The 20,290-nt window shown below is 57.2% G+C and carries 16 protein-coding genes, 3 tRNA genes and 1 pseudogene; 10 read left to right on the top strand and 10 right to left on the bottom strand.

Going from position 1 to position 20,290, the window contains the following annotated elements:
* The first annotated feature begins 8 nt into the window (after positions 1 to 8).
* The 4 genes from ABQ278_RS09375 to ABQ278_RS09360 all read left to right on the top strand — a co-directional run bounded on the left by ABQ278_RS09375 (position 9) and on the right by ABQ278_RS09360 (position 4,192).
* Entirely contained in the window at positions 9 to 899 is an 891-nt protein-coding gene (locus ABQ278_RS09375) for an SAM-dependent methyltransferase (RefSeq protein ID WP_349319366.1), read from the top strand.
* Positions 900 to 1,223: 324 nt separating this feature from the next.
* Positions 1,224 to 2,579: a mannanase gene (locus ABQ278_RS09370; protein WP_349319365.1), complete on the top strand. Its 1,356-nt coding sequence runs from the start codon at positions 1,224 to 1,226 to the stop codon at positions 2,577 to 2,579.
* 170 nt (positions 2,580 to 2,749) lie between these two features.
* Positions 2,750 to 3,655, top strand: a complete 906-nt coding sequence (locus ABQ278_RS09365; protein ID WP_349319364.1) for a LysR family transcriptional regulator — start codon at positions 2,750 to 2,752, stop codon at positions 3,653 to 3,655.
* A gap of 81 nt (positions 3,656 to 3,736) precedes the next feature.
* Complete coding sequence (locus tag ABQ278_RS09360; protein ID WP_349319363.1) at positions 3,737 to 4,192, top strand: PEGA domain-containing protein; 456 nt, start codon at positions 3,737 to 3,739, stop codon at positions 4,190 to 4,192.
* Here ABQ278_RS09360 and ABQ278_RS09355 read toward each other — a convergent pair.
* Positions 4,189 to 4,890, bottom strand: a complete 702-nt coding sequence (locus tag ABQ278_RS09355) for a hypothetical protein (RefSeq protein WP_349319362.1) — start codon at positions 4,888 to 4,890, stop codon at positions 4,189 to 4,191. The genes ABQ278_RS09360 and ABQ278_RS09355 overlap by 4 nt on opposite strands.
* A 44-nt stretch (positions 4,891 to 4,934) precedes the next feature.
* On the opposite strand from ABQ278_RS09355, the gene ABQ278_RS09350 reads away from it, so the two are divergent.
* Entirely contained in the window at positions 4,935 to 5,189 is a 255-nt protein-coding gene (locus ABQ278_RS09350) for a sulfurtransferase TusA family protein (protein ID WP_349319361.1), read from the top strand.
* A gap of 105 nt (positions 5,190 to 5,294) precedes the next feature.
* The gene (locus ABQ278_RS09345) at positions 5,295 to 6,626 is read left to right on the top strand and encodes a diguanylate cyclase domain-containing protein (protein WP_349319360.1); all 1,332 of its coding nucleotides are present in this window, start codon (positions 5,295 to 5,297) and stop codon (positions 6,624 to 6,626) included.
* Here ABQ278_RS09345 and mfd read toward each other — a convergent pair.
* On the bottom strand, positions 6,623 to 10,114 hold the full coding sequence (gene mfd / locus ABQ278_RS09340) for a transcription-repair coupling factor (protein ID WP_349319359.1): 3,492 nt from the start codon (positions 10,112 to 10,114) through the stop codon (positions 6,623 to 6,625). The genes ABQ278_RS09345 and mfd overlap by 4 nt on opposite strands.
* 6 nt (positions 10,115 to 10,120) lie before the next feature.
* The gene (locus ABQ278_RS09335) at positions 10,121 to 10,447 is read right to left on the bottom strand and encodes a succinate dehydrogenase assembly factor 2 (RefSeq protein WP_018080145.1); all 327 of its coding nucleotides are present in this window, start codon (positions 10,445 to 10,447) and stop codon (positions 10,121 to 10,123) included.
* Between the two features lie 20 nt (positions 10,448 to 10,467).
* Here ABQ278_RS09335 and recG point away from each other — a divergent pair.
* Positions 10,468 to 12,535, top strand: a pseudogene (recG, locus tag ABQ278_RS09330) (ATP-dependent DNA helicase RecG).
* Here the strand turns inward: recG and ABQ278_RS09325 are convergent.
* On the bottom strand, positions 12,532 to 13,647 hold the full coding sequence (locus tag ABQ278_RS09325) for a DUF3089 domain-containing protein (protein WP_018080143.1): 1,116 nt from the start codon (positions 13,645 to 13,647) through the stop codon (positions 12,532 to 12,534). The pseudogene recG and the gene ABQ278_RS09325 overlap by 4 nt on opposite strands.
* A 174-nt stretch (positions 13,648 to 13,821) precedes the next feature.
* Between ABQ278_RS09325 and ABQ278_RS09320 the strand changes: the two genes are divergently transcribed.
* Positions 13,822 to 15,180, top strand: a complete 1,359-nt coding sequence (locus tag ABQ278_RS09320; protein ID WP_349319358.1) for an IS1182 family transposase — start codon at positions 13,822 to 13,824, stop codon at positions 15,178 to 15,180.
* Between the two features lie 112 nt (positions 15,181 to 15,292).
* On the opposite strand, the gene ABQ278_RS09315 is transcribed toward ABQ278_RS09320, so the two are convergent.
* Both ABQ278_RS09315 and ABQ278_RS09310 read right to left on the bottom strand, forming a co-directional pair.
* Positions 15,293 to 16,189: a lysophospholipid acyltransferase family protein gene (locus ABQ278_RS09315; protein ID WP_349319357.1), complete on the bottom strand. Its 897-nt coding sequence runs from the start codon at positions 16,187 to 16,189 to the stop codon at positions 15,293 to 15,295.
* A gap of 24 nt (positions 16,190 to 16,213) precedes the next feature.
* Positions 16,214 to 16,996 (bottom strand): glycosyltransferase family 2 protein, encoded by a 783-nt coding sequence (locus tag ABQ278_RS09310; protein ID WP_349319356.1) that lies wholly within the window; start codon positions 16,994 to 16,996, stop codon positions 16,214 to 16,216.
* A gap of 53 nt (positions 16,997 to 17,049) precedes the next feature.
* On the opposite strand from ABQ278_RS09310, the gene ABQ278_RS09305 reads away from it, so the two are divergent.
* Entirely contained in the window at positions 17,050 to 18,540 is a 1,491-nt protein-coding gene (locus ABQ278_RS09305; RefSeq protein ID WP_349319355.1) for a deoxyribodipyrimidine photo-lyase, read from the top strand.
* Positions 18,524 to 19,375 (top strand): 3-mercaptopyruvate sulfurtransferase, encoded by an 852-nt coding sequence (gene sseA / locus ABQ278_RS09300; protein ID WP_349319354.1) that lies wholly within the window; start codon positions 18,524 to 18,526, stop codon positions 19,373 to 19,375. The genes ABQ278_RS09305 and sseA overlap by 17 nt, the downstream gene beginning before the upstream one ends.
* 49 nt (positions 19,376 to 19,424) lie before the next feature.
* Here the strand turns inward: sseA and ABQ278_RS09295 are convergent.
* The 4 genes from ABQ278_RS09295 to ABQ278_RS09280 form a co-directional block, all read right to left on the bottom strand.
* Positions 19,425 to 19,501, bottom strand: a tRNA-Arg gene (locus tag ABQ278_RS09295).
* 12 nt (positions 19,502 to 19,513) lie between these two features.
* Positions 19,514 to 19,819, bottom strand: coding sequence for an ETC complex I subunit (locus ABQ278_RS09290; RefSeq protein WP_349319353.1), 306 nt, complete (start codon positions 19,817 to 19,819; stop codon positions 19,514 to 19,516).
* Positions 19,820 to 20,003: 184 nt separating this feature from the next.
* Positions 20,004 to 20,080 (bottom strand) — tRNA-Pro (locus tag ABQ278_RS09285).
* Positions 20,081 to 20,142: 62 nt separating this feature from the next.
* Positions 20,143 to 20,219: transfer RNA gene (locus tag ABQ278_RS09280), tRNA-Pro, on the bottom strand.
* Between the last annotated feature and the right edge of the window lie 71 nt (positions 20,220 to 20,290).

The following is a 20,290-nucleotide window of genomic DNA, read 5'->3' as shown; positions in this document are numbered from 1 at the left end:
AACAGACTGTGAGCGAAACCATTGACCATGTGTCCGATACCGCTTTTTGGGTAGCCTATTATCGCTGGATGGAAACGCAGCGGCCCGATGCACTGTTTCATGATCCTCTGGCCGGCAAACTGGTGGGCGATCGCGGGGAAAAGCTGGCGCGGCTTATGGGTATCCAGCGCGCCATGGCCTGGTCGATGGCGCTGCGCACGTACACGATCGACCGCTATATTCTGGAGGCCATTGAAGGCGGCGTCGATTGTGTGGTCAATCTGGGCGCCGGCCTCGATACGCGCCCTTATCGGCTGGATATGAAACCCGATTTCCCGTGGATCGAAGTCGATTTTCCGCATATGATCGATTTCAAGACCGATGCCCTGAAAGGTGAAACACCGGTCTGTCGGCTGGAGCGCATCGCCTGCGATCTGTCGCAGGACGCGGCTCGGGAAGACTTGCTGAAAGCACTGAATACGCGAGGGCAATCGATACTGGTGCTAACCGAGGGTGTGGTGCCGTATCTGACGAATGCGGCGGTGGCCGAACTGGCGCGCAATTTAAATGAACAAAGCCATGTAACCTATTGGCTAACTGACTATTTTTCACCGCTGTTTAATCAAATTTCTGCGCGCGGAAAAATGGGGAAACAGTTGCAGAAAAACGCGCCGTTCCAATTCAATCCCGGTGAAGCCCCGGACGATTGGCCGCGCTTTTTCGCGGATCTGGGCTGGCAAATTGACCAGGTGCGGTTTCTCGGCGAGATCGGTCGGGATCTGGGGCGCGACCTGCCCGCCAACTGGTTCATACGTATGTTTATGCGCTTTGCCAAGGAAGAGCATTTACGCCCTTACCGGCGCATGAATGGTTATGTCATGCTGAAAAGGGGTTACGAGATCGTTGCGATCAACGCTTAACAGGTGCTGGAAAGCTGTTGGTTTTCAAGAAAGAAACACCTGTCATCGTTTACCTTTGATTAGGGCGATTGCCTTATCCTCATCTTTTACATGAAGTTGCCTTGCCTCTATGCGATTGCAGTATGGCGCGTACTTTTAAAGTCATACCTTAAAGTATGGCCAGCCATACCCGATACCAATTCCTTGCCTATTTGTGATATTTTCAGCGCTGACGCACATTAATGATTTCAAATTTCTTTAATCTGCGATAGCTTCCTGGCGTCGCCCGTTCCGGTCTTCGACTGATAATGAGAAACGGGCATCAAAATCAGGAAGGATCATGGAATGTCACACGTTTCACGCCGTCGTTTAATGGGAACAGGCCTTGGCGCCTTAGGCATGGCGCTGGCCGGCTGCGCACTGGCCAAGCCGGATGTCAAAACGGACGCCAAATCATCGGATTTTGTCACGGTTGAGGGCATTCACTTCAAGCTCAAGGGCGAGACCTATCGCTATGTTGGCGCCAACATCTGGTACGGCGCCTATCTGGGCTCGGTCGCCAGCTTTGGCGATCGCGCCCGCCTGATCAAGGAACTGGACGATCTGAAGGCGCTAGGCGTGATCAATCTGCGCGTTCTGGCCTCGTCGGAACTGTCGCCACTGATCAATTCGCTCGATCCTGCCTTCTCCAACAAGCCCGGTGATTACAACAGCGACCTGTTGACCGGCCTCGATTTCCTGCTGGCCGAAATGCACAAGCGCGACATGAAGGCGGTGCTCTATCTGACCAATTTCTGGGAATGGTCGGGCGGCATGGTGACCTATCAATACTGGACCAATGGCGGCCAGTATATCAATGCCGGTGATCCGGCGCATCCATGGCCCGCATTCGCCGATTTCTCGTCACAGTTCTATGCCAGCGGCGCTGCCAAGCAGGCCTATTACGACTATATCAAGATGCTGCTGACCCGCACCAATTCGATTAGCGGCACGCCGTACAAGAACGAGACGGCTATCATGGCCTGGCAACTCTCGAATGAGCCGCGTCCGGGTGGCAGCGAGGCCTCGGTCAAGAAGAATGTCGCGGACTATTACGGCTGGATCAAGGACAGCGCGGCCCTGATCCGTTCGCTGGCGCCCAACCATCTGGTATCCCTGGGGCATGAAGGCCTGATGGGTGCCATCAACAGCGAAGAAATCGTGATCAAGGCGCACGAGCATATCGATTATTTGACGGCGCATATCTGGCCACAGAACTGGAGCTGGGTCGATGGCAAGGATCTGAAAGGCACGTTTGATGCCGGCGCGGCCAAGGTTCAGGCATATATCGACGTCCATATCGCCATCGCCAAAACGATCAAAAAGCCGCTGGTCTTTGAAGAGTTCGGCTTCCCGCGCGATGACGTGGCCTACGAGCCAGGTACGCCGACCACCTATAAGGACAAGTTCTACGGCCTGATCTACAAGGCCGTGGAGGACGCCATCGCCCACAATACGCCCGTCGCCGGTTCCAACTTCTGGGCCTGGGGTGGCGCGGGCCGCGCGCTGCACAGCGATTACCATATGCTGCGCGGCGAAACGGCCTATGTCGGTGATCCGCCGCATGAGCCTCAGGGCTGGTACAGCGTTTTCAATACCGACACCTCGACCCAGGCGCTGATAAAGACGCATGGCCAGCACCTGCTCAATATCAAGAGCTAAAGATAATAGGCTGATTAAAAGGGAAAAAAAGCCGCGTCACGAACAAAAAGCGTGACGCGGCTCAAGGTTTATCAGAAGAGGCCGTTCTGATAATCTAAATTCACCCCGCGCCTTACGTGGTTTGCGTTGTTGTCAGAAGGCAAGATTCATGCACAATGGTGTTGCATAAAATGGAACGCGCTAGATTAGACTTTGATGATTTGCAGGCTTTCTTCCTAGTGGCGGAAACCGGTAGCTTTGCGCGCGCGGCCCAACGCATGGAGTCATCGAAATCCATCATATCACGTCGCGTCGCGCGGCTTGAGGCCACCTTACTCACCAAATTGCTGCAAAGAACGGCGCGTGGCACGCATCTGACCGAGGCCGGCGCCAACTATTATGAACAGGCACGCCAAGCCGTAACCCAGCTTGAGTGCGCCGCTGAGAACCTGATCGAAACAACGGCCGACCTCGCCGGCCCTATCCGTTTTACCGGCCCGGTCTCTTTCGGATACCACTATCTCGCACCTGTCCTGGCGGCCTTCGCGCAGCAATATCCGCGTATCGAACTGGACATCGAGTTCAGCGACGAGACAACAGATCTGATCGGTGGGGGTTTCGATCTGGCGGTGCGTGTGGGTGAGCTTGGCGATTTAAGCCTTACCGTCCGGCGCCTTTGCCACTCCGGTCGTGTTGTGGTCGCCAGCCCAGACTATCTGGCAAGTCACCCTCCTATTGTGACTCCGGCCGATCTCAATCAGCATGTTCTGCTGCATTATAACGGCAGTCAGACACAGGATTTATGGCGCTACAGCTATCAGGGCGAAACCCATTCGCTGAAGATCAAGCCGCATATGCGCTCAAACAGTGCCGCCATGCTGATGTCGGCCGTAAAGGCGGGCGTCGGGGTCATGGTGATGCCGGTCTATATTACGGATGCAGCCCTTCAGTCCGGAGATGTCCAAGTTGTGTTGCCGGACTACGATTGGGGCGTGGCGGAGATCAGTCTGATCCTGCCGCAAGGACGCAATGCCACCAAGCGCGTGCGCAGTCTTGTCGATTTTCTGGTGCAGAAATTCCATAATAAATTCGGCTGAAGCGAGTCCGCTTGACTTGTGATGCGGCCTGAGTAAACCTGTAGATGCGGCCGTATTGGCCGTAACCTGGGGGGACATCTCATGACTTACAAAAACCCGTTTACGGGCAAAGCGCTTGTGCGCGCCACCTTGCTTCTGGCTGTAGCTGTTGCGGCAACCGGTTGCGCTACCATCACACGCGGCACAAAGGACGTCTTCGTCGTCGAAACCGATCCGATCGGCGCCAGCGTCACCACCAGCAACGGCTTTAGCTGCAAGGCTACTCCCTGCAGCATCAAAATGCCACGCAAGTCCGATTTTGAAGTGACGATTACCAAGGCCGGCTACAAGACTTGGACGGGTCACGTCACCAACAAGGTGGCGGGTGGCGGCGGTGCAGCCATGGCGGGCAATGTGCTCGTTGGCGGCATTATCGGTGCCGTTGTCGATGGCAATAATGGCTCCATGCTGGACCTCGTGCCCAATCCGCTCGTCGTCAAACTGGAAGTCGAAAATGCGGCACCGGCAGAATCGAGTGCTTCGGGTACAGGAAACTAAGGTCTGATGCCTAGCGCCGCCTTCGGTTTTGCGACTGGAGGCGGCATGGGTTGTTCGATCAGACCGCCGCTCCCCGAAGCGGAAGCGCCACCAATGCCCGGCACCACGGCAACCTGATACTCCGGAGGTGTGCGAAACCATTTCGCCTCCTGCCGCCCGACGGTGAGTTCAATCACCTGAAACAAGGGCTCACGCCTGCCCTGCTTGGTCATTTGCAGGATGATGTTGTCCAGGCTGACGCAAATGATCCCGGACTGGTTGAGGTAGCCGGAAAATTCCATAACACGACATGGTCGCCCCCCCACGATCGAGGCGCCAACCGGCTTGACCGTTGCCTGCCGGACAAGGACCGGCAGTTCGAGCGGCAAGGGAATAACGCCTTCCGCGTGATCGAGCGGGAAAACCAGCGCCATCCGGTTCTGGCCGGTGGCGGTCATGCTGATCAGCACACCCTTGTCACGATCGGCGATATAGGTTTGCAAAATGCCACCGGACGTCACATCAACGCGGGTTTTCTGGCCGGACTGGCGCAGATCGACGGGCGCAGAGAAGCCGGCCACCTTGACGCGCGCATAGAGGTCGGCGTGCACGACCGGGCCGGAAAGATCGTCGATACCTTGCGCCTCGGCACCTGGCGCACATATCATACCAAGCGCGAGCACCATTGCGGAAACCGTCTGCCATACAGACACAGCCATATTTTCGACTCCCATGTTCGTGCCGCTTATGGCAAGATTTGGCGATGAAACCTACCGCCCTGCCGCAGAGCTTGCCCGTGAAAGAGGGCTTTGTTGTGATCGACGCCCGTGGTCACCGCTGCCCCGTTCCAACCCTCAAGCTACGGCGACATATGCAGCACGATACGCAGGTCATGCTCTATGCCGACGATCCCATGGCACAGATTGATGTGCCGCATTTCTGCAACCAAAACAATTTCTTGCTGCTTGAAATGGAGACGATGGATGATGTGTGGATATTCACCATCCGGCGCACATGACGGTAGCCGGATGTGTTACAATAATGTTTACTGTTCCTCTTTAAGAATCGCGTACCCGTTTATGACCAGAATCGCTTGCCCCAAACCTGCTCACGAGGAGCTGCTGTGTTGACCCTTCAGGCACGTTTGTTGATTCTGAGCCGTGATGATGCGTGGCTGCAGGGTATGGGTGAAAATCTTGATCGTCTGGGCTTACGCACCATCAGCGCCTATGAGCCCGATGCCGCCTGCGCCGCCCTGGCTGATCTGCCGATTGAGGCCGTTCTGGTCAATGAAACCTGTCAGCGCGAATGGCCCGATATCGTGGCGCAGTTGCGCGCCGCCTGCTGGCCGCGCCGTATTCCGGTCATTCTGATGCGTCTGGATGATCAGCACCAGATTCCCGAAGGCTGGGACATGGTGTTTACGCGCGATGCGCACGCCCAGCAGATCGTTGTCAGCGTCGAGCATCTGGTGCGCGCCTGTATTGCCGAAGAAGAATATGACACGCGCCGCGAAACCTTTAACGCCGGCCTGCACGACCTTGATAGCCTTCTGGAAGGCCAACCCGTCCTCAACATTCTGTCGATTGGCAAGCCGGATCCGGAATATCTCGCCATGACCCACGCCTTGCGTGAAAAAGGCGTAGAGGTGACGGCCGCGTTGTCGAGTTACAGCGCTTTCGATTATCTGCACGACAAGACGTTCGATGCCGTGCTGCTGTGGGGGGGGGCGCAGCCCTCCGAATCCCTCGCCATAGCGGCTGGCATGCGTCGCAACACGCGCCTTTATCATACACCGGTTTTGCTGCGCCTCAGCAAACTGGTTGAGGTGGATATCGGCGATGCCTTTTTGCGTGGCGTCAATGATATCGCTAACCCCAAGGCGACCGTCGCTGAAATTTCTGATCGTCTGGTACGTCTGGCGCGGACGCACCGCCGGCAAGTGACAATACGCAAAACCCTGGAAACCATGCGTCACCGGCCTGAGATGGACAAGGGCACGGGGCTGTTCGGCCGCGATCTCTTCGCCGCCCATCTGGCGCGTCTGTCGAACGCCGCCAGCGAACGCCACCGCACGCTCAGCATCTGCGTGCTGAAGATCGCCGAAACGCCCGAAGTCACCCGCGCCCGCAGCCGCAAGATGCTCGATAAGGCCGTGCCGCAGATCGGCTCGATGGTGGCGCGCCTCGTGCGTGCCGAGGATTCCGCCGGCCGCCTCTCGAACGATGTCTTTGCCCTCGCCCTGCCCGCCACCTCGGTCGAGGCCGCGCGCAGCGTCGGCGAGCGTATCTCCGCCGTCGTGAGTTGCACGGCGTTTGATTCCGGCGAAGGGAAGACACCCTATGTCGTCGAATTCATCGTCGGCGCGGCGGAAATTCGGGATGGCGAACCTGCCGCCACCGCTTTGATGCGCGCCGCCGCGGCCGTCGGCAATCCGGACAGAGAAGCGGTTTAGGCGGCCTCCGCCGCCAGCTTCGCCAGTTCCTTCATAATGCGTTCGGCGGCCGCCAGACGCTGCGCGGCGTCCGGCCATTCGCCCTTGACCAGCAGCTTCTGATCCGGACGGAGTTTCCAGTCGTTCGGTCGCCCCTGAATCAGTTTGATCAGGCCCATGGGATTGTTGAAGCTGTCATTACGGAAGGTGATGACCGCGCCCTTGGGGCCGATGTCCAGCTTGGCGACATTAGATTCACGGCACAAGCCCTTGATTCCGACCACTTTCAGAAGTTGCTCGGCCTCTTCGGGAATGGGGCCGAAACGATCGATCAGTTCAGATGCCAGCGCTTCTCGATCGGCCAGCTTTTCGGCTTCCGATACGCGGCGATACAGCGAAAGGCGGATATTGAGATCGGGAATATAGCTTTCCGGGATCATGACGGCGGCGCCGGCATTGATCTGCGGTGACCAACTTCTCGCATCGGCCAGCGACTGATCGCCCTTCTGACGCAGTTCCGCCACGGCGTCTTCCAGCATCTGCTGATAAAGTTCCACACCGATTTCACGGATATGACCGGACTGTTCATTGCCCAGCAGATTGCCGCCGCCCCGGATATCAAGATCGTGGCTGGCGAGTTGAAAGCCTGCGCCGAGATTATCCAGGGATTGCAGCACCTTAAGGCGCTTTTCTGAAGCGACACTCAAGGTTTTGTGCTGCGGGGTCGTCAGATAGGCATAGGCGCGTGTCTTGGAACGCCCGACACGACCGCGGATCTGATAAAGCTGCGCCAGACCAAACATATCGGCGCGGTGCACGATCAGAGTGTTGGCTGTCGGCACATCCAGTCCGGATTCGACGATGGTGGTCGACAGGAGCACATCATACTGTCCCTCGTAGAAGGCATTCATGACATCTTCCAGCGCGGTCGGCGTCAATTGACCATGGCCAACGACAAACTTGATCTCCGGCACCTGCACGCGCAGGAAGTCGGCGACATCGGCAATATCGCTCAGGCGCGGCACGACATAATAGGCCTGGCCGCCGCGATACTTCTCGCGCAACAGCGCCTCGCGCAAAGCGACCGGATCATAGGGCAGCACATAGGTGCGTACGGCGATGCGGTCGACCGGTGGCGTGGCGATGATCGACATGTCACGGATACCCGACAGCGCCATTTGCAGCGTACGCGGGATGGGCGTCGCCGAAAGCGCCAGCATATGCACGTCGGCGCGGAAGGTCTTCAACTTTTCCTTGTGCTTGACGCCAAAGTGCTGCTCTTCATCAACAATAACAATGCCTAGGTCTCTAAAGCTCACCTGCTCTGACAGGAGCGCATGGGTGCCGATAACGACCTCGATCTCGCCCTTTTTCAGACCATCGCGCGTCTCATCGGCTTCCTTCTTGGTGACCAGACGCGACAATTGGCGCACGCGGATCGGCCAGCCCTGGAAGCGCTGGGTAAAGGTCTTGAAATGCTGCCGCGCCAGCAGCGTGGTCGGGCAAATGATGGCCACCTGCTGGCCGGACATGGCGACCACGAAGGCCGCGCGCAACGCCACCTCGGTCTTGCCGAAACCGACATCGCCGCAGATGAGCCGATCCATCGGCTGCCCCTTGGCGAGGTCTTCCAGCACATCGGCGATGGCGTTGAGCTGGTCGTCGGTTTCTTCATAGGGGAACTGGGCGCAGAATTCATCGTAGAGCCCGGCCGGCGGATCGATGGTCTGGCCCTGTTTCATGGCGCGGGCGGCGGCCAGCTGGATCAGGCCATCGGCCATATCGCGCAGGCGTTCCTTGGCCTTGGCCTTGCGCGCCTGCCAACTGGCGGAGCCAAGCCGGTCGAGTTGCGCGCTGTCGCTATCGGCGCCATAGCGTGTCAGCAGGTCGATGTTCTCAACCGGCAGATAGAGCTTGGCGTCGTTGGCGTATTGCAGATCCAGACAATCGTGCGGTGCGCCGGCAACATCGAGGGTTTTCAGACCGTCATAACGACCAATCCCGTGTTCGATGTGCACGACCAGATCGCCGGGTGATAGCGCGGACGCTTCGGCCAAAAAGTTCTGCGCTCTGCGTCGTTTACGCGGACGGGCTAACCTGTCACCTAAGATATCAGTCTCGGAAATAACCGCCAGGCTTTCGGTTTCGAAGCCATGATCGAGCGGCAGAACCGCGCGCTGGATTGGCTTTACCTTGGTGCCGGCCACGCCGAACGACAAGGTCTCGCTCCAGCTTGGCGCCAGGCGCAAGCTGCTGAGGCCGTGATCGGCCAGCATGACGCCCAGACGATCGGAAGAGCCATCGGTCCACGACGCGAACAGCACGCGCTTGCCCTGCTTCGCCAGAGCCTTGGCGTGGTCGGTGACCGCCGCGAACAGATTGGTCGAATCCAGCAGGCGTTCCTGCGAAAAATTACGCCCCAGCCGTCCGCCGAGATCGATAACATCGCCACCTTCGCGTTCAAAGGGCTCGAAGCGGCGCAAGCGGTGCGCGCTCAGGGCCGTATTCCAGTGCGCGTCATCAAGATAGAGCTGGGTCGGCGGCAGGGCGCGATAGGCCGAACCACCCTTCTCTTTCGCCGCCTCCGCGCGCAGTTCGTAGGCGTCCTGCACGGTGGCGGCGCGTTCGGCAAAGGCGTTGTCCGCTAAGGCATCCAGCATCAGCAGGCTATTGCGGGACAGGTAGTCAAAAACGCTGTCGAGCCCATCATAGAACAGCGGCAACAGGTGTTCGATCCCTTGACGACGGATGCCCGCCGACAGCGCCGTATAGAGCGGATCATCGCCGGCGGCGCCAAAGCTTTCAAGATAGTGCTGCCGAAAGCGCTTGATACTCGCCTCGTCCATGCGGATTTCCGCCACGGCGGTAAAATCGAGACTTGTGATCTGCTTGAGCGAACGCTGCGTTTCCGTATCGAAGCTGCGAATTGATTCCAGGCTGTCCCCAAAGAAATCGAGGCGCACCGGCTCGTCAAAACTCGGCGAAAAGACGTCAAGCAAGCCGCCGCGCACGGCAAATTCGCCCTTTTCCGCCACGGTCGAGACGCGCGTATAGCCGTGCTTGAGGAAATAATCTTCCAGGACACGGATATCGATGGTCTGGCCCGGTTTGAGCGACAGACGGTCTTCGTTGATCACGCTGAGCGGCGGCACCTTCTGCATCATAGCTGCCGCGGTCGTCAGAAACAGCAGCGGCGCCGATGGTTTTTGCGTCTTGAGCGCCGCCAGTCGCGACAGGGCGAACATGCGCTGCGCCACGATACCGGCCGTGGGACTCATCCGATCATAGGGCAGGCAATCCCACGCCGGGAAGCTCAGGATTTCCAGTTCCGGCGCAAAGAACTTCAACGCCTCCGCCACCGCGTTCATGCGGGCGAAATCGCGCGCCACAAAGACACTCAGGCCCTCGCTGCGCGCCAGATCGGCGGCCATGAGACTTTCAAAGCCTTCCGGGCAGCCGCTCAAGGTCAAGGGCTGGCTGGAACGGGCAATCTGGGAGAGGTCGGACATGCAGTCTTAGATCTTCGTATAGGCGATTTTATAATACTGATTGAGCTGATCCATGATCACCGAGCGGAAGTCTTCGGGGGTCGGATCGCGCTGAATGATCCAGCCATAGAGGTCCTGATCGGGCACTTCGAGCAGGATTTCAAAAATATCCAGTTCCTCAGGTGTCATCTCTGGCAGACGATCATCGGCAAAGTTTCCGAGGATGATATCGGCCTCCTTGAAGCCTCGACGCCATGCCCGGAAGGACAGCTTTTTCAGGCGCGCCTCACGCATCTCTTTTTCTGTCACAGCTTTGAACTCCGGAAAACCAATCTGGCCCTTCTCATAAAGCATTTTTGGTGCTTGATAAGCCCATGCGACCAGAAATTTTGTTTCCCTACTATGCGCCGGTGACCAGCCTGAAAGGCGTCGGCCCCAAGATAGCGCCTTCCTTAAGCGCCCATGTGGGGACGCATGTGCGGGATCTGGCCTTCTTCCTGCCGTCGGGGATCATAAAAAGGCCGTTGGTAACGCTCGCTACAGCGCGAATCGGCGAGGTTCAGACGGTCGAGGTGACTATCGGCGGCTATCCATCTTCCGCGCCTAAGGCGCCCCAGCGCATAGAGGTGTTTGACGATACCGGCCGGATGCAACTGGTCTATTTCCACCGCATCCGCAGCTTCGAGATTCAGCATCCGATTGGCGAGAAACGGCTGATCAGCGGCAAGATCGAAAAGTTCGGATCATATCTTCAGATGACGCATCCGGACTATGTGGTCGATGTCGCGCAGGCTGGTGAAATCCCGGCGTGCGAACCTGTTTATCCGGCGACTTATGACCTGTCGTCTCGCCTGATCCGCAAGTTCGCGCAGACCGCCCTGGCCACCCTGCCCGATCTGCCGGAATGGCAGGATAAAGCTATATTGGACAAATACATATGGCCATCCTTTAATGCAGCGCTGAAAACTGTCCATGCGCCGCAAGCCGAGTTTGATTTGTCGCCCGATGCACCGTCGCGCCAGCGTCTGGCCTATGATGAAGCGCTGGCGCATCAACTGGCGCTTAAAAGCCGAAAACAGCACCGACAAAGCACGAGCGCCCGTGTGGTTGATTATCGCGCCTGGTCCGATCTGGCGCTGGCCAGCCTGCCTTTCGGGCTGACGGGCGCGCAGATTCGGGCGCTGGAAGATGTGCGCGGCGATCTGCGCTCTGGCCATCGCATGAACCGGCTGATCCAGGGCGATGTCGGCGCCGGCAAGACGCTAGTGGCGCTATTGGCTATGATCGATCTGGCGGAGGGCAGCTATCAGAGCGTGATGATGGCGCCTACGGAAATTCTGGCACGTCAGCACTATGAGAAATGTCAGTCGAATTCTGCAGCCTCTGGGCATCACGTCAACCATCATGACCGGACGCGACAAGGGCAAGGCGCGCGAAGAAAAACGCGCTGCCGTGGCCAATGGCGAGGTCATGATCATCTTTGGCACCCACGCCGTCTTTCAGGACGGTGTCGATTTCAAGAGCCTGCAACTGGCCGTCATCGACGAGCAACACCGCTTCGGTGTCGGTCAGCGCCAGCGCCTGTTTTCCAAGGGCGACGCCGTTCATTATCTGTCGATGTCGGCGACGCCGATCCCGCGCACCCTGGCTCTGACGCAGTATGGCGAGGCCGATCTTAGTATCCTCGATGAAAAGCCGCCCGGCCGCCAGCCGATCCATACGGCGGTCTTGCCGCGCCAAAGGCTGCCGGATGTGATCGCGCGCCTGAAAACGGCGCTGGCCAGTGGTTCACAAGCCTACTGGATCTGCCCGCTGGTCGAAGATACCGCGGAATCCGACCTGATCGCGGTCGAACGGCGTCATCGTGAGCTTCAGGAGGCCATGGGGATAGAGATCGGCCTTGTGCATGGTCGCATGGCTTCGGAAGACAAGGACGCGGTCATAGGCCGGTTTGCCGCCGGTGAAATACGCATCCTGTGCGCCACAACTGTTGTTGAGGTCGGGATTGATGTGCCGACCGCGTCGATCATCATCATCGAGCAGGCGGAACGCTTTGGCCTGGCGCAACTGCATCAGCTTCGCGGGCGTGTCGGGCGCGGACGCGACAAGAGCGCCTGCATCCTGCTTTACGATACGCCTCTGTCAAAGAACGCACAGGCACGTCTGGAGCTTTTGCGTGACACCGAGGACGGCTTCAAGATCGCTGAGATGGATTGGAAACTGCGCGGCGAAGGTGACATTCTGGGCGCCAAGCAATCCGGCTTCCCCGACTATCGCTTCGTCGATCCGGTGGCGCACACCAGCCTGATCGCGATGGCGGCGCGCGATGCCATCTATGTTCTGCAACACGGGGACGCATTGCCAGCGCCGCGCCGCAAGGCCATCGAGGTGCTCAAGCAGCTTTTTGACTGGCGACCTGACCTGGCGGATAAGCAGGACTAGGGCTGCGCCGGTACCGGCAGCGCTTGATAAGCCTGCCAGCGCGCCTGAATATCCGCTTGAAGATCACCATAGAACAGATTGTAAGGATTGACCTTTCTCTGCCCCTCCCAAGTGCCGTCATCGCGCAAGGACGGCGAATTCGGCTTATCGACGAACAACAACCCACGCAGGCAATGCGCTGACACCTTGCGCGGACTCAACGGCGGTTCTGTGCCCCATTCCAGCCCGGTGGCGTTGGTGGCGCCTAAAGAATGCCTTGCCGCGACCTCTTCGTTTGACGCCGCGCCCAGCAAGGGATTGACGCAAACCCCCTTGGCCGATCCCAGCCCTGCCAATTCATCACCTTCCCAATAAACGGCCTTTTGCAGCACTTGAAGCGCTATATCGGGACGGCCTGAATTGATGGAGACATAGCTGACGAGACAATGCGTTTGCTGACGTGACATACAGGCTGGCAGCCATGGGCTTTGCGGCCCGAACTGACTTTCCGGCACAAGGGTTTCCAGCAGGTAAGCCGCCACCAGTTGTTGTTTGAGGTCGGGATCAGGCGCCACGATATCGCGGATCAGGCGTTCCGCGAGCACCCCGCCCTGCTCGATTCCCACGATCACGAAACCGCGTCCCCCTTGGCGCTTTTTCAGGAAAACACGGAAAGCGGCCTCCACATCGCGGTAAGCGAATTGCCGGGCTTCACGGGCATCTTCGCGCAGCGTCAACTGGGTATAGAGGCTAGCCTGACGATATTTGGGAGCATAGATATTGCCCATGATACCAAAGGGTGCAGCATAATTGGGCAACTGTATGCGATGCACATCTTCCTGCGCAGCATTGCTGCCGGTTGCCCCCAACCACGACTTACCGCCGTTGAAGCTGGTGGCATGGATGAAGAACACATCGACCTTGCGTGGATCAGCATAGAATTTCGCCAGGGCCGGATTGAGGTGCCAGGCGTCCATTTTGGCGTAATCCGGTGCAGGTGGCGGCTGATAGACTGGGAACGGTATCTTGGGATCAAGAAGATCACGATGGATGTCGTTTTGCAGATACAACAAGGCGAGCGCCACAAAGGTGGCTATAGCCCCGCCAATCACCAGACCACGCCGGCGTTTCATTACATTCTGTATCCACATGTCGGGCAGAGCTTAAGAGCGTGCCATCCTAAAGCAAGGTCTTCAGGGTTCACTTTTTGTGACCCTTGATAACAGCCCTAGGAGCCCGTCCGAGTAATCAGCCTTTTTGAGGTTTTTGGTCGACAGTTGTGTGTCTTGGTGATTCACTCATTTCCTATGAGCACCAAGACATTCCGGCCCTGGCTAGTTGACCAACTTCAGCTTCTTCCACCTTCTGTGGACGAATTCGTTCCCGCAGGTCACCTGTCTCACTTTATCCGAGACATGGTCAGGGAAGATCTTGATTTGTCTTCTATTTTGGATGTTTACAGCGAGGATCGTGGTTATCCGCCTTATGATCCTCGCATGATGACGGCCCTGCTACTTTATGGTTATAGCCGGGGTATTTATTCGTCTCGTCGCCTGGCAAGGTCGTGTGATGAGCGGTTAGATTTTATGGCGGTTACTGCGATGAACCGTCCTGACCATCGGACGATCTCCGATTTTCGCAAACGTCACTTGAGCGCGTTGTCCGGCCTATTCCTGCAGGTGTTGACGCTGTGCCGTAAGGCTGGTCTTGTTGCCTTAAACCATGTGTCTGTGGACGGTACGAAGATGAAGGCCAATGCGTCAAAAAATAAGGCTATGAGCTACGGTCGGATGAAGACCGCCGAGGTTGACCTGGAAGCTGAGGTTGCGCGTTGGCTTAAGTCCGCAGAAGCTGCAGATGCCGCTGAAGATGCAGAGTTTGGTGACAAGCGTGGCGATGAAACGCCAGACTGGATGACTTCGAAGGAAAAGAGGCTGGCGAAAATCAAGGAGGCACGAGCCGCCCTTGAGGCCGAGGCCAAAGCAAAGTCTGAGAACAAAAAGGCTGAAGCGGCAAAGTCCGGAAAAGACCCGGAAGATCCAGACGGCCCACCAGCATCATCCGGGAAGAAGCGTGGACCTAAGCCGAAAACGCCCGAAGGTATGCCATCTAATAAGACACAACGGAACTTCACTGACCCTGATAGCAAAATCATGCTGGGACGTGATGGATTTATCCAAGGCTATAATGCCCAGGTGGCCGTGGACGCCAGGGCTCAGATCATATTGGCGCATGACTTAAACAACTACGCCGCCGACTGCACCCAGTTGGTGCCTATGGTTGACACCGTTATTGCCAATACTGGCAAGGCTCCAGACGAATTATCGGCTGATGCAGGCTATTGCTCCGAAGCCAATATAGCGGCCATGGAAAATCGGAAAATAGACGCCTTTATTGCAACCGGACGTCAAAAGCATAACAGCCCGGCTGCGGATGGCGGCCGGGCCAAAACGCCCAAAACGGAAGAGATGCGCAAACGATTGCGCGAAGGCGGCTATGAAAGTCCATACCGTTTACGAAAGCAGACGGTAGAACCTGTGTTTGGCCAGATCAAACACGCCAGAGGCTTTCGTCAGTTTCTAATGCGAGGCATAGAAAACGTATCCGCCGAATGGGCAATGATCTGTACCGTTCACAACATCCTGAAGCTCGCCAAGGCAACCTAAAGACAAAACACCTTCTGAACAGACTGGCAGCAACGAAAAAATGGCCGGGCCCGATATTGCCGAACCAAATCAAAAAATACCTAACCCCAAAACTGGTTACTCGGACGGGCTCCTAGTCCTGCAACGCCTTATAGACGTCATTCGGCCAGCGCTTATGGACCCAGAACCATTCTTCGGGGTTATCGCGTACCGCCTGTTCAATGAAAGCACTGATCTTGCAGACCGTGGTCTCTATGTCCCTGGCCTTGTGGCCGGTATCATCAACCTCGATCGGATCGTGTACAGTCACGTGGAAACGCGCCTTATGCAAACGGCGAATCGTCAACGGCTGCAGCACGGTGCCAAAACGCTGCGCCAGTTTGGTAGGTCCCGGTGCCGTTTCCGCAATATGACCAAAAAACGGAGTCGGCACACCGCGATTGAACTTCTGGTCGTTCATCAGCCCGACCGACTCGCCTTTTTGCAGCGCAATCAGAAGTTCCTTGGCGCCATCGCCGCCTTTCGGCGCGAACATCGTCACGCCATAAGCCGCGCGACCGGCGCGTATACGGGCATCGACATAAGGATTATTCGCGGCGCGATAGGTGATCATATAGGGCACCTTCGCCGCCAGTATGGCCGCGTTCATGATCTCCCAGTTCGACAGGTGGCCGGAAATGAAGATGACCGGCTTGCCGCTGTTGGCGATGGCCTCCAGCTTTTCGAAGCCTTTGATATCAAAGCGGCTGCGATCCTTCACGATGCGATCCATCACCGGAAATTCCCCGGCCATGGCGCGGCCGGTATTCTCCCACTGCTTTGCGATCAAAAGATCGCGCTCGTCAGCCGACATATCTGGGAAGGCCAGTTTCAGATTGCGCCGCACGGTCTTCTGAACCCCGGTCATGGGGCCGAAGATTCGGAAGATCCAGCCGCCCAGGTCTGACGCGGTATCAACAGGCAAGGCGCGCATCACCGCGACAAAGCTGTCATAGAGCAGAGCCTCCAAGCGCCAGGCCAGTTTCTGCATGAAGGTAGGATGAACTCGCTGACATTAGCCTTGCGCTTTCTTCGCAGCTTTTTGCGCCATCAATATTTTCCACAGGCGCTTAAGGCGCGCTTCCGCGGCCAGATGGCTACTGTACAGGCCATCCAAACCACCCGTAAAATGGCAGCGAAAGAAGAAATAGCGTATAAACACGAAGGGATATTCAAACGGCAGCCTCAAGACGATGGCCCATGCCGGTTTCTTCAACACCTTGGCTTGCAGGTTGGTATAGGAATCGAGCTTGGCGCGGATATGGGCGTAGGACCGCGACGAGAAGTGCATGACCGGGCCCTTTAGCTGGCCGACCGCCTCGTGCCTCGTGTCCACTGTGTCGTGCACCTGACTTTCGCGAAAACGGACGACCCGGCGATCATATAGCCGCACATAGTTATGATAGTCAGCCCAAAGCCTGGGCTTGGACTTGCGCGGATAGACATTGCGGATGCGGAACCGGTAGGCCCTGAGCGGTGGTGTCGTTTGCAGCAAAGCCTTGATCTCGGCAGCGAGTTCGGGTGTCACCACCTCGTCCGCATCGAGATTGAGAATCCAGTCATGCGTGGCGCAATCTTCACTGTAGCGCTTCTGCGGGCCGTAGCCGGGCCAGGCATGATACAGGACGCGGGCGCCCAAACCTTCCGCAACCGCGACCGTGTCATCAGTGGAGCCACTGTCGATGACCAGCACTTCGTCCACAAGCCCCTGGATGGCGCGAATGCAATCACCGATGCGATCCGCCTCATTATGAGCGATTATACAGCAGCTTAAGGGTGTCCGATTGATTTGGTCCATGCTAGCCTTTGTGCCCAAGACGCTCCCAACAGGCAAGCTTCCATTTAGGCTCCATGACAGAAAACCCCCTACATGCCGCGCCGGTCATCCTGTGGTTTCGCAGTGATTTGCGGCTTCAGGATCAGGCCAGTGTTCAAGCGGCGCTAAAAACCGGTCAACCGATTATTCCTCTTTATATATGGGATGAAACCCTTGCCACACGCCCTTTAGGCGCTGCTTCGAAATGGTGGTTGCACCATTCTCTTAAAGCTTTGGATGAGGGTTTGCGTTCATTTGGATCAAGATTGATTATTGAACGCGGCACGGCTCAGGTCATTCTGGCGTCATTGGCAAAAGAATATGATGTAAAAACAATATTTTGTTCTCGTACATTTGACCCCGCCCATGAAGAAAATGACCTGCACCTTGAAAATAAATTAAAGGCTTCCTTCCTCACGCTTAACCGCCTGAATACCAGTCTTCTGACGGAACCCAACCGGGTCAGAACCGGGGAAGGTAAACCGTTTCGCGTCTTTACTCCCTATTTCAAGGCGCTTCAGGCATCGGGCGCCTGTGATGTTGATCATCTGCCGGAAAACCCATCAACTGATTCGTGGGCTGCACCGGCTAAATGGCCGCACTCCCAGTCCATCGAGGCTCTGGGCCTTGCGCCGAAGCTGACGCCAGGCGGAAAAGACTGGTCTAACGGCTTTGGTGCCCGCTTCAAGCCAGGCGAACGCGGGGCGCGAGCGGCGCTACGCGGCTTTCTGAAGCATCATCTGCGCGATTATGACTCCGGACGCGACAGGCCCGATCTCGACCTGACCTCACACCTTTCGCCCCACCTGCGCTTTGGTGAAATCAGCCCGCAGCGTATCCTTCTTGAAACCGACAAGGCCGTGCGAGCCGATAACAGCCTGAGCATGGGCACCGCCAAGTTCCGCGCTGAACTGGCATGGCGCGACTTCTCCTACGGCTTGCTCGGCCAACAACCCAGGCTGCACGAGGTCAATTTCAGGCGTGATTTTGACACGTTTGAATGGCGGCAGGATGATGCCGGTTTCAAGGCCTGGTGCCGGGGCGAAACCGGCTATGAACTGGTCGACGCCGGAATGCGCGAGCTGTGGCAGACCGGCTATATGCACAATCGCGTCCGCATGGTGGCCGCGTCCTTCCTGATCAAGCACCTTATGATTGACTGGCGACGCGGCGAACAATGGTTCTGGGATTGCCTTGTGGATGCCGATCCGGCCAATAATCCGGCCAGTTGGCAATGGGTAGCAGGCTGCGGCGCCGATGCAGCCCCCTATTTCCGCGTTTTCAACCCCATAACTCAAGCAGAAAAATTCGACCCGCAGGGCGCTTACCGCGCGCGTTATATACAGGGTTATACACATCCCTCCACAGGCGGTATCCACAAGACAGTGCAAAACGATCTGTTTGGCTCAGGCGACACATCGCCGCCCTCCACCGCCTATCCTAAGCCTATCGTCGACCACGCCTTCGCCCGCCAGCGCGCGCTGGAAGCTTACAAACAACGAGGACAAGATGACCACGCAGATTGAACCCGGCTGCCTGAACGCCCTTATCGAAAAACAGGCTGTCAAAATACTCGATGGCAGTTGGGCGCTTGATGGCACGGACATGCACGCGCTCTTTCGGCAGGACCACATTCCTTCGGCCCAGTTTTTTGATCTGGAAGCCATCAGCGATCATACCTCGGCCCTACCGCATATGGCGCCGTCCGCCCGGCAATTCGCTGAGGCCATGGGTGCGATGGGCATTTCCGAAAGCGATCATGTCGTGATCTATGATCGGCAGGGGCTCTTCTCCGCGGCGCGCGTGTGGTGGACGTTCAAGCTTATGGGCCATGACAAGGTGCAAATCTTGCGCGGTGGCTTGCCGGCTTGGAAGGCCGCCGGCTTGCAGGTTTCGGCCGATATTATAACGCCCGTGCCCACAAACTATTCACCGCAACGACGCGATGAAAAGGTGATGAATTTGAGAGAATTGTATAACCATCTTAATGAAACAGGTTACACAATTCTGGATGCCAGACCCAAGGCGCGTTTCGATGGCAGCGCACCTGAGCCGCGCGCCGGTTTGCGCTCTGGCCATATGCCTGGCAGCCGCAGCCTGCCCTTTGCCGAACTGATACGCGAGGGCGCCCTGAAACCCAGGGCAGAACTGTCCGAGATACTGCAGGCGCATGGCGTTCATGAAACCGATACCGTTATCACCACCTGTGGCTCAGGCGTGACCGCCGCCATCATCAGCCTGGCGCTCCACGAAACCGGCCATACCTCGGCCCTACTCTATGACGGCTCGTGGGCAGAATGGGGGCAGGAAGCATTGGATACGCCGGTCGTCAAAACCGAATCAGAATGCCCAGACCTTTAAGTCTGGGCCTCCAACCTCACGAAGAGGTTAAGGGCAGTATAGGGATGAGTGGCGACTCCGACAGGGCTCGAACCTGTAACCGTCCGCTTAGAAGGCGGATGCTCTATCCAGTTGAGCTACGGAGCCAGTGAGGCCCGTTTAGTGGGTCCAGCTTTGGCGACGGCCATAAGCGAAATTGTCAGCATAGGCTTTGATGATTTTCGGCGGCGCTTCCGGCTCGATGAGACGGAAAGGAATGCCGTGATGTTCGGCGAAAGCCATGGCCTGATCCTTGGTCTCGAAGGTCAGGCGCACCTGCGCGTCGGTATCTGACGATGATGACCAGCCCATCAGGGGATCGGGTGTGCGGGCGGACCTGGGTTCAAACTCAAGGATCCAGTCATGGGTCTTGCCGCGGCCGGATTGCATGGCGGTTTTGGCAGGTTTGAAAATACGCGCAAACATCGTTGTCTCCTTGAGCGGCATGGATTCGTCAGAGCCCAGGCTTCCTCAGTCTGTTACTACCAAAAGCAGGGTTGGGTAAAGAGGAAAGCTAAGTCTTGTCGCCGCTTTGCCAATACATTCAGACATTAAAAAAGGCAGCAGACATTAAAAAAGCCAGCCTCTTAATGAGGCCGGCTTTTTTAAATGGTCGGGGCGAGAGGATTCGAACCTCCGGCCTCCTGCTCCCGAAGCAGGCGCGCTACCAGGCTGCGCTACGCCCCGACTGATCTATAATTTCCAAACACCGATGTCTGAAACCTGTGAAGGTCCGGTCAACGATGAGATGGTCGGGGCGAAAGGATTCGAACCTTCGACCTGCTGCACCCAAAACAGCTGCGCTACCAGGCTGCGCTACACCCCGAACTCAATCATCGGACCGTGCGGCCCAACGATGAAGAGGCGCGCTTCATGCCATTTTAGATTGACCTCCGC

The organism is Asticcacaulis sp. MM231 (genome assembly GCF_964186625.1).
Classification (GTDB): domain Bacteria; phylum Pseudomonadota; class Alphaproteobacteria; order Caulobacterales; family Caulobacteraceae; genus Asticcacaulis.
The sequence above is the reverse complement of the archived record's forward strand: the minus strand, read 5'-3'. Positions and strand labels throughout refer to the sequence as shown.